Source organism: Microbacterium sp. HMWF026 (assembly GCF_003061325.1).
GTDB lineage: Bacteria > Actinomycetota > Actinomycetes > Actinomycetales > Microbacteriaceae > Microbacterium > Microbacterium testaceum_E.
Genome location: NZ_QAJB01000125.1, coordinates 1 through 8,851, shown reverse-complemented (window position 1 = coordinate 8,851; position 8,851 = coordinate 1). Strand labels below are relative to the sequence as shown.

The 8,851-nt window shown below is 70.9% G+C and carries 9 protein-coding genes; 7 read left to right on the top strand and 2 right to left on the bottom strand.

Features of this window, described 5'->3' with window-relative positions; genetic code table 11:
* The 4 genes from DBR36_RS05715 to DBR36_RS05700 form a co-directional block, all read left to right on the top strand.
* A partial coding sequence (locus DBR36_RS05715) for an inorganic phosphate transporter (RefSeq protein WP_108317962.1) occupies window positions 1-1,213 on the top strand: 1,213 nt, incomplete at its 5' end.
* Window positions 1,213-1,542 (top strand): peptidase, encoded by a 330-nt coding sequence (locus DBR36_RS05710; protein WP_108317960.1) that lies wholly within the window; start codon window positions 1,213-1,215, stop codon window positions 1,540-1,542. The genes DBR36_RS05715 and DBR36_RS05710, both read left to right, overlap by 1 nt.
* Before the next feature lie 53 nt (window positions 1,543-1,595).
* Window positions 1,596-2,507, top strand: coding sequence for a phosphodiesterase (locus tag DBR36_RS05705; protein ID WP_108317959.1), 912 nt, complete (start codon window positions 1,596-1,598; stop codon window positions 2,505-2,507).
* A 114-nt stretch (window positions 2,508-2,621) separates the two neighbouring features.
* Window positions 2,622-4,085, top strand: coding sequence for an aspartate ammonia-lyase (locus DBR36_RS05700; RefSeq protein ID WP_108317958.1), 1,464 nt, complete (start codon window positions 2,622-2,624; stop codon window positions 4,083-4,085).
* A gap of 213 nt (window positions 4,086-4,298) precedes the next feature.
* Here DBR36_RS05700 and DBR36_RS05695 read toward each other — a convergent pair whose 3' ends face one another.
* The gene (locus tag DBR36_RS05695) at window positions 4,299-5,165 is read right to left on the bottom strand and encodes a fumarylacetoacetate hydrolase family protein (protein ID WP_108317957.1); all 867 of its coding nucleotides are present in this window, start codon (window positions 5,163-5,165) and stop codon (window positions 4,299-4,301) included.
* Between the two features lie 82 nt (window positions 5,166-5,247).
* Between DBR36_RS05695 and DBR36_RS05690 the strand changes: the two genes are divergently transcribed.
* From DBR36_RS05690 to DBR36_RS05680, 3 genes are all read left to right on the top strand, one after another.
* On the top strand, window positions 5,248-6,408 hold the full coding sequence (locus tag DBR36_RS05690; protein ID WP_108317956.1) for a PrsW family intramembrane metalloprotease: 1,161 nt from the start codon (window positions 5,248-5,250) through the stop codon (window positions 6,406-6,408).
* A 277-nt stretch (window positions 6,409-6,685) separates the two neighbouring features.
* Window positions 6,686-7,051, top strand: coding sequence for an FKBP-type peptidyl-prolyl cis-trans isomerase (locus DBR36_RS05685; RefSeq protein ID WP_013583439.1), 366 nt, complete (start codon window positions 6,686-6,688; stop codon window positions 7,049-7,051).
* Window positions 7,052-7,198: 147 nt separating this feature from the next.
* Window positions 7,199-7,759: a YceI family protein gene (locus DBR36_RS05680; RefSeq protein ID WP_108317955.1), complete on the top strand. Its 561-nt coding sequence runs from the start codon at window positions 7,199-7,201 to the stop codon at window positions 7,757-7,759.
* Window positions 7,760-7,878: 119 nt separating this feature from the next.
* Here the strand turns inward: DBR36_RS05680 and DBR36_RS05675 are convergent, their stop codons facing one another.
* Window positions 7,879-8,847, bottom strand: a complete 969-nt coding sequence (locus DBR36_RS05675; protein ID WP_308810939.1) for a DMT family transporter — start codon at window positions 8,845-8,847, stop codon at window positions 7,879-7,881.
* Window positions 8,848-8,851 lie beyond the last annotated feature (4 nt).

Genomic DNA, 8,851 nt, shown 5'->3' with positions numbered 1-8,851 from the left:
GAGCGCAGCCCTCATCATCGTGCTGGTCATCGTGCTGGCACTGTTCTTCGATTTCACCAACGGATTCCACGACACCGCCAACGCGATGGCCACGCCCATCGCGACGGGTGCGCTGAAGCCGAAGGTGGCGGTCCTGCTCGCGGCGAGCCTCAACCTGGTCGGCGCCTTCTTGTCGACCGAGGTCGCCAAGACCATCTCGGGCGGCATGATCCGCGAGGAGCAGCTGAGTCCCGACATCTTCCCGCCGATCATCTTCGCCGGCCTCATCGGCGCGATCACCTGGAACATGCTCACGTGGCTGCTGGGTCTGCCGTCGAGCTCGTCGCACGCGCTGTTCGGCGGCCTGATCGGCGCGACCCTGGTGGGTGTGGGTGCCTCGGCGATCGACACCGGCGTCGTGCTGAGCAAGGTGATCCTGCCGGCCCTGATCGCCCCGCTCACCGCGGGAGTGATCGCCTTCGTCGTCACCAAGATCGCCTACGGCGTCACCCGCCGCTACGACATGAAGGCCGACGGACGCGACGGCTTCCGCTGGGGGCAGATCTTCACGTCTTCCCTCGTGGCCCTGGCTCACGGCACCAACGACGCGCAGAAGACCATGGGCGTCATCACGCTCGCGCTCATCACCGTGGGGTGGCAGTCCTCGGCGAACCCCGACCCGCAGCTGTGGGTGGTGTTCGCGTGCGCGATCACCATCGCGCTCGGCACCTACATGGGCGGCTGGCGCATCATCCGCACGCTCGGGAAGGGCCTGACCGACGTGAAGCCCGCCCAGGGCTTCTCGGCCGAGACCTCGACGGCGGCGACGATCCTGGCATCCAGCGCCCTGGGATTCGCCCTCTCGACCACGCAGGTCGCCTCGGGCTCGGTGATCGGTTCGGGACTGGGGCGTCGCGGGTCGACCGTGCGCTGGAACACCGTGGGGCGCATCATGATCGGCTGGGTGCTGACCCTGCCCGCCGCCGGTGCCGTGGGAGCGGCCGCCGCACTCATCGTCGTGTGGCTGGGCGGTTGGGGCGTCGCGGTCGACGCCGTGATCGCGGTGGTCATCGTGCTGGGGCTGTTCCTGCGCTCCCGGCGCGACGAGGTGACCTCGGCGAACGCGATGAGCGAGGTCGCCGACTCCGGCGCGGCCGTCAAGGTGCCCCGCAAGCCCGGCCCCACCCGTCGTCAGCGCCGCCTGGATCGCGAGAAAGTCGGTAAGGACGCCTGATGCTCATCAACTGGGAAGCCTTCCTGCACGTCTTCGTCGCCGCCCTGGTCGGCGCGACGATCGTCGTGACCTCCTACGCCCTGGGACTGCGCCTGCTCGTGCGCGGGGGACGCCCGCCGCTGGTCGCACCGGCGGAGTTCACGGATGCCATCACCGTCCTGAGCGACAAGCAGCGGCGCCGCGCCGAGAAGGCGGTCGCCAAGGCGGCCAAGAAGAACCCCCTCAGCGAGGGGCAGAAGCGCGTGTCGCTGATCGGCGCGTACGCCTGCTTCGGCGTGTGCGCGGCGGCGGTGCTCGGCGCACTGCTGCTGATCCTGTTCAACCACTGAGCCGCGCAGCCGCCGGCGCGCGGGGTGTCGGAGCCCCTGCCTAGGCTGAGGTCATGGCATCCGTGCAGTTCGGTCAGCACGCGCCCGCGGCGCGCGTGATCCTCCACCTCAGCGACACGCACCTGCTCGGGGGCGATCGGCTGCTGGGCGACCGCTTCGACACGGCGAGGCACCTGCGCCGCACTCTGGCCGCCGCCGAGGCGACGGGGGTGCGACCGGATGCCGTGGTCTTCACGGGCGATCTGACCGACCTCGGCGAGCCCGAGGCGTACCGCGCGCTGCGCGACGCGGTCGAGCCGTGGGCGGCGCGATTGGGCGCCCCGGTGGTGTGGGTTGCGGGCAACCACGACGAGCGTCCCGCCCTGCGCGCGCACCTGCTGGACGCCCCGGCCACTGAGGAGCCCGTGACGAGCGTGCACGACCTCGGCGGGCTGCGCCTGATCGCGCTGGATTCGACGGTGCCCGGGTGGCACCACGGCGATCTCGACGCCGTCCAGCTCGAGTGGTTGCGGGCCGAACTCGCCGAGCCCGCCCCGCTCGGGACGATCCTGGCGCTGCACCACCCGCCGCTGCCCACGCACATCCCCTTCTTCGACATCCTCGAGCTGCGCGACCAGGCCGGACTGGCCGCGGCGATCGCCGGCAGCGACGTCCGGGCGATCCTCGCCGGCCACCTGCACTACTCCACCTCGGGCACGTTCGCGGGGGTGCCGGTGAGCGTCGCCTCGGCATCCTGCTACACGATGGACCTCGCGCGCCCCGCCGACGCCGTCAACGGCATGGACGACGGCCGGTCGTTCCACCTGGTGCACGTGTGGGACGACACCGTCACCCACGCGGTCGTCCCCGTCGTCGACGCCGAGTCGTCCGGCGTCTTCACCCCCGAGTGGACGGCGCGGATGGCCGCGCTCAGCCCGCGCGAGCGACTCGAGGCGTTCTCGCGCAAGCGCGCGCCCGGGCAATAGACGCGGCGGACGGTGGGGATCGCCCGACAGGCCGCGGCGTCCAGCGGCGGGGCGGAGCGCGGTGGTTAGGCTCGTTGCATCCCTGCTCGCCGTGACACCCACGAGGACCCCCACATGGCTTTGGACGCAATGACGCGCACCCGTACCGAGACCGACTCCCTCGGATCCCTCGAGATCCCCGCCGACGCGTACTGGGGCATCCACACCGCCCGGGCGCAGGAGAACTTCCCGATCGCGAAGCGGCCCATCTCGGTGTACCCCGACCTCGTGCGGGCGCTGGCGATGGTCAAGCAGGCGTCCGCCCGCGCCAATCGCGAGATCGGCGTGCTCGACGAGTCCAAGGCCGATCTCATCGACCGCGCCGCGCAGCGGGTCATCGACGGCGAGTTCCACGACGAGTTCACCGTCGGCGTCATCCAGGGCGGCGCCGGCACGTCGACCAACATGAACGCCAACGAGGTCATCACCAACATCGCCCTCGAGATGGCCGGACGCGAGAAGGGCGACTACGGCTTCCTCTCGCCGATCGACGACACCAACCGCAGCCAGTCGACCAACGACGTCTACCCGACGGCGATCAAGATCGGCCTGTCGCTCACCCTGCAGAGCCTGCTCGAGGAGCTCGCCCTGCTGCGGCAGTCGTTCCTGGCCAAGTCCGAGGAGTTCCACGACGTCCTCAAGGTCGGCCGCACCCAGCTGCAGGATGCCGTGCCCATGACCCTCGGGCAGGAGTTCCACGGCTTCGCGACCACGCTCGGCGAGGACTACAACCGCCTCACCGAGAACGCGTACCTGCTGTACGAGATCAACATGGGCGCCACGGCGATCGGCACGGGCATCACCGCCCACTCCGGCTACGCGGGTGCCGTCCTGCGCCACCTGCGCGCGATCACCGGCCTCGACCTCGAGACCGCGACCGACCTGGTGGAGTCCACGAGCGACACGGGCGCCTTCATGTCGTTCTCGTCGTCGCTCAAGCGCAACGCCGTCAAGCTGTCGAAGATCTGCAACGACCTGCGCCTGCTGTCGTCGGGCCCGCAAGCGGGCCTGGGCGAGATCAACCTGCCGGCGCGGCAGGCGGGTTCGAGCATCATGCCCGGCAAGGTCAACCCGGTGATCCCCGAGGTGGTCAACCAGGTGGCGTTCTCGGTGGTCGGGGCCGACATGACGGTGACCATGGCGGTCGAGGGTGGTCAGCTGCAGCTCAACGCCTTCGAGCCGGTCATCGCGCACTCGATCTACCAGTCGATCACGTGGATGCGTCAGGCCATGTGGACGCTGCGCGTCAACTGCGTCGACGGCATCACCGCGAACCGCGAACGCCTGGGCGCGATGGTGGGGTCGTCGGTCGGCGTCGTCACGGCACTCACCCCCTTCATCGGGTACGCGGCGGCCGCCGCCCTGGCCAAGACGGCGCTGCTGACGCACCGCAACGTCGCCGACCTCGTCGTCGAGGCGGGGCTGATGTCGCGCGAGGAGGTCACGAAGCAGATCTCGCCCGCGCGCCTGTCGGGCCTGCAGGCCGTGACCGCGGCGATCCCGATCGTCCGGTCGGCGGACAGCGTCGTCGAGGACTGATCCGCGGGGTCGCCGCCGCCGCGGGCGGCCGCGGCGCCGCGGCTGGCCCGGCGGCCGGCTGGCCCGGCGGCCTCGAGACAGCATCCCGCTGACAACTCGGTGACATTCTGCAACCGAGACGTCAGCCGGATGCTGTCTCGCGCGCTCGGAGCGCGGCGCCGGGCGTGCGCGGCGCCGGGCGGGCGCGGCGGCGGCCGGGCGCCGGGCGCGGGGTCAGTCGAGGATGCGGCAGTGCGTCGTGAGCTCGCCGATGCCGTCGATGCCGACGGTCACGGTCGAGCGGTCGCGCAGGAAGATCTGCGGGTCGCGCGAGTAGCCGGCGCCGCCGGGGCTGCCGGTGGAGATGAGCGTCCCGGGCAGCAGCGTCACGGACTCGGACAGCTTGTTGACGAGGGTGGCGACCGAGCGGACCATCTGGCCGGTGCTGGCATCCTGCACGGTGTGACCGTCGACGACGGTCCAGATGTGCAGATCCTGCGGGTCGGGGATCTCGTCGGCCGTGACGACGAAGGGCCCGGTGGGGGTGAAGCCGTCGAAGGACTTGCAGCGCGACCACTGCGCCTCAGAGAACTGGATGTTGCGGGCGGTGATGTCGTTGACCACCGTGTAGCCCCAGACGTGGTCGAGGGCGTCCTCTTCGGCGATGTCGCGACCGGGGCGCCCGATGATCACACCGAGCTCGGCCTCGTAGTCCACGGCCTCGCTGAGCGCTCGCGGCCACGACGTGGTCTCGCCGTGGGCGGTGAGCGAGTTCGGCCACAGCACGAACACCGTGGGGCCCGCGTCGGTCTTGAGCCCGAGCTCGCCGGAGTGCGCCGCGTAGTTCAGCCCCACGGCCAGGATCGACGGGGGAGCGAGCACGGCGGGGGCGAAGCGGATGCCGTCCAGGGGATGCCGAGGCGCGTCGTCGACGGCCGCGCGAACACGGGCGAGCTCGGCGTCACCCCCGGCGATGAGCTGCTCGAGCGTGGCGGGGGCGCCGTCGAAGAGCTCGTCGACGAAGCTGAACTCCTCGCCGTGGACGCTGACGAGACGAGGGGCGTGCGCCCCCTCGTGAGACCGGACGTGGGCGAAACGCATGCTTCCACGCTACCGGGCCGTACCCCGGGGCCGAGCCCGCAACCCTCGACGCCGAACAGACGGCCGACCCTAGGCTGAGCGCATGAGCTCCCCGTCGCCGCTGTCGCGGCCCGGTTCGGTCGAACCCACCCGCATCTCCACCGCGCCGCAGGCGGCGGTCTCCGCAGCCCCGCCCGGCTCACGTCGCGGGGGAGTGGCCCTGTGGGTCGTGGCGGTGCTGCTCGTTCCCCTGCTCGCGCTCCTGGTGCGCTACTTCACGGGGTTCCTCGGCACCGCGGCGACGTTCCTCGGACTGGTGCTGGCGGCGATCCCGTTCGTCATCGTGTGGTTCGCCGTGCGGTACATCGACCGGTGGGAGCCGGAACCGCGACGCCTGCTTGTCTTCGCGGTGGCGTGGGGGGCGATCGCCTCGGTCGTGATCGCCCTGGCCGTCGACCTGGTCGTGACCCTGGTGGCGGGACGTCTGCCCGAGGCCTTCAGCGCCGTCGTCCAGGCGCCGATCGTCGAGGAGATCGCCAAGGGGCTCGGGGTGCTGCTCATCTTCGCGTTCGCGCGTCGCGCGTTCGACGGCCCGGTCGACGGCATCGTCTACGGTGCGCTGATCGGCGCGGGCTTCGCCCTGACCGAGAACGTGCAGTACTTCGCGATCAGTTACCTCGAGGGCGGGTCCGCGCAGGTGGCGAGCACCTTCTTCCTGCGCGCCGTCCTGTCGCCGTTCGCGCACGTCATGTTCACCAGCCTGACCGGCTTCGCCTTCGGTCTCGCCGCGCGCCGGGGCCTGCGCGCGGGTGCGGCGCTGCGCTACGGCATCCCGGGACTCGTCGGCGCGATCCTGTTGCACGCCCTCTGGAACGGCTCGGCGACGTTCGCGAACTTCTTCGAGGTGTACGCGGCGCTGCAGGTGCCCCTCTTCGTTCTCTTCATCCTCGGCATCCTGGCCCTGCGGCGCGAAGAGACGCGCCTCACGCGCGCCCGTCTGGGCGAGTACGCCGCGGCGGGGGGGTTCACCCCGCAAGAGGTCGAGATGCTCGCCACGCCCGCCGGTCGACGGTCGGCGCTGGCGTGGGCGCGCACCCTCCCGGGGGACCGCACCGCGGTGATGAGGGGTTTCATCGTGGATGCCACCTCTCTGGCCGCCGCGCGCCAGCGCACCCTGTCGGGGCGCGACCCTCACGCACCGGCGACCGAGCGGTATCTGCTCGAGCGCACCACGGCGGCGCGGGCGGCGCTGCTGTCGCGATGACGCGCGCGGGGCGCGACAGTCCCGCCGGACGCCGGAACCGCATGAGGATGACGAGACCGCGCGCGTGTCGTCGCGCCGGCGTGCGGGCTCGGCGATCGCGTGCGGTCTCGGCGAACGAGCGGCGCGCACCGGGGTCTTGACACCGCCGCGCGGCGGGAGGACCATCGTCGTAGGCCAACTCAGCGCCCGGGAGACACGCAGGCATCGCCGCGGCACCGGGCGCTGAGTCTTTGTCCAGGGGACGTTCGCGAGGGGTCGGGCGTGCTTGGATGGACTCATGACTGATCGCACCAAGCCGGAGTTCGACGCTCCCAGCGGCCCCGCCCCCTCCGACCTCGTCATCCGCGACATCATCGTCGGCGACGGTGACGAGGCCAAGCCCGGCGACACCGTCACCGTGCACTACGCCGGTGTCGAGTACGAGTCCGGCGAGGAGTTCGACTCCTCGTGGGGCCGTGGCGAGAGCATCCAGTTCCCCCTCCGCGGCCTCATCCAGGGCTGGCAGGACGGCATCCCGGGCATGAAGGTCGGCGGCCGTCGCGAGCTCGTGATCCCGCCGCACCTGGCGTACGGCCCCGCCGGCGGGCACTTCCTGGGCGGCAAGACGCTCATCTTCATCATCGACCTGCTCAAGGTCGGCTGACCCGTTCGTCACCGGACGTTCACGAACCCGAGGGGCCCACGGCACCCTCGGGTTCGTTTTTTTCCTCGAGTGTGGAATACATTCGTCTGAATGGGAGTTTGATCCCGTCAGGACGCCGACACGGCTCCCCCGACCTTTAGGAGTGACATGACCGACGCAACCGCCCTCGACATCCCCGGCTACAAGACGGGCACCTGGGTGCTCGACCCCGCCCACAGCGAGGTCACCTTCTCGGTGCGCCACATGATGATCTCGAAGGTGCGCGGCACCTTCGGCGTCAAGAGCGCCACCATCGTCGCCCCCGAGAACCCCCTCGAGGCCACCGTCGAGGCGTCCGTCGACGTCACCTCGGTCGACACCAAGGACGAGGGTCGCGACCAGCACCTGCGTTCGGCCGAGTTCTTCGACGCCGAGACCTACCCGACGCTCGACTTCCGCTCGACCGGCGTGCGCCTCGAGGACGGCGACTTCCTCGTCGACGGCGACCTCACCATCCGCGGCATCACCAAGCCCGCCACCTTCTCGCTCGACTTCGGCGGCTTCGGCACCGACCCGTGGGGCAACTACAAGGCCGGCGCGACCGCCAAGACCGTCGTCAACCGCGAAGACTTCGGCCTCACGTGGAACGCCGCGCTCGAGACCGGCGGCGTGCTCGTCGGTAAGGACGTCACGATCGAGCTCGACCTGCAGCTCTCGCTCCAGGCGTGATCCGACCGCGACGCGCGTCGCGGTACTGATCGATTCGAAGACCCCGGGTGCTCGGCATCCGGGGTCTTCGTCGTCTCCGTCCGCCACCGGGGTGCAGGGACCGCGTCGCGGACGGGGGCCTACCCCGCGACCGCGCGGCGCCCGAGGCGAAGGCGCTGCTGCACGAGCAGGATGCCCACGAAAACCACCGCCGCGCCCACGGGCTCGTTCCAGCTGATGGTCTCGTGCAGCAACAGGATGCCGAGCCCCACCCCGACCACCGGAGTGATGTACGTGACGGTCGAGGCGCGGGTCGGTCCCCAGGCGCGCAGGGCGTTCTGGTTCCAGACGTAGGCGACGCCGGTGCCGAGCACCCCGAGGGCGATGATGCTGGCGGAGACGGGCAGGTCGAGGCGCATCGGCTCGGCGAGGATCAGCGGCGACAGCGCGACCATGATGGCCGCCGCCGGGGCGATGTACCCGAAGGCGAAGGCGACGCCCGAGAGGCCGGTGTCGCCGAGGAAGCGGCGCATGTACGCGAGGCTGAAGCCGTAGCACGCGGTCGCGGCCAACAGGGCGAGCTGGGCGACGGTGCTGTCGCCGACGTCGGCCACGGCCCCCGGCGCGATGATGACGACGACGCCGACGATGCCCACGCCGATGCCGACCAGCTGCCCGATCCCGAGCCGTTCGACCCGGAACGCCGCCCACGCCATGATCGCCGTCATGATCGGGGTCGTCGCGTTGAAGATGCTCGCCAGCCCCGACGACACGTGCTGCTCGGCCCAGGCGAAGAGCAGGAACGGCACGACGCAGAAGCTGACGGCCAGGACGACGAGATGGCCCCACGTGCGCCGGCCGCGGGGCAGGCGCTCGCGGCGGACGAGCACGATGGCGCCGAGGGCGAGCGCGCCGAACAGCAGTCGCCCGCCGGCGACCTGCGCCGGCGTCATGCCGGTGAGGGCGACGGCGATGAAGAGGAAGCTCGACCCCCACACGATCCCCGTGAGCACGAACTGCACGACGATCGACGCGGGGGAGGGGGAGGAGGGGGATGCCACGGGACCGACACTACGGTCGGCGCCCGTCCGAGCGCCCGTCGAGCGGATGCGA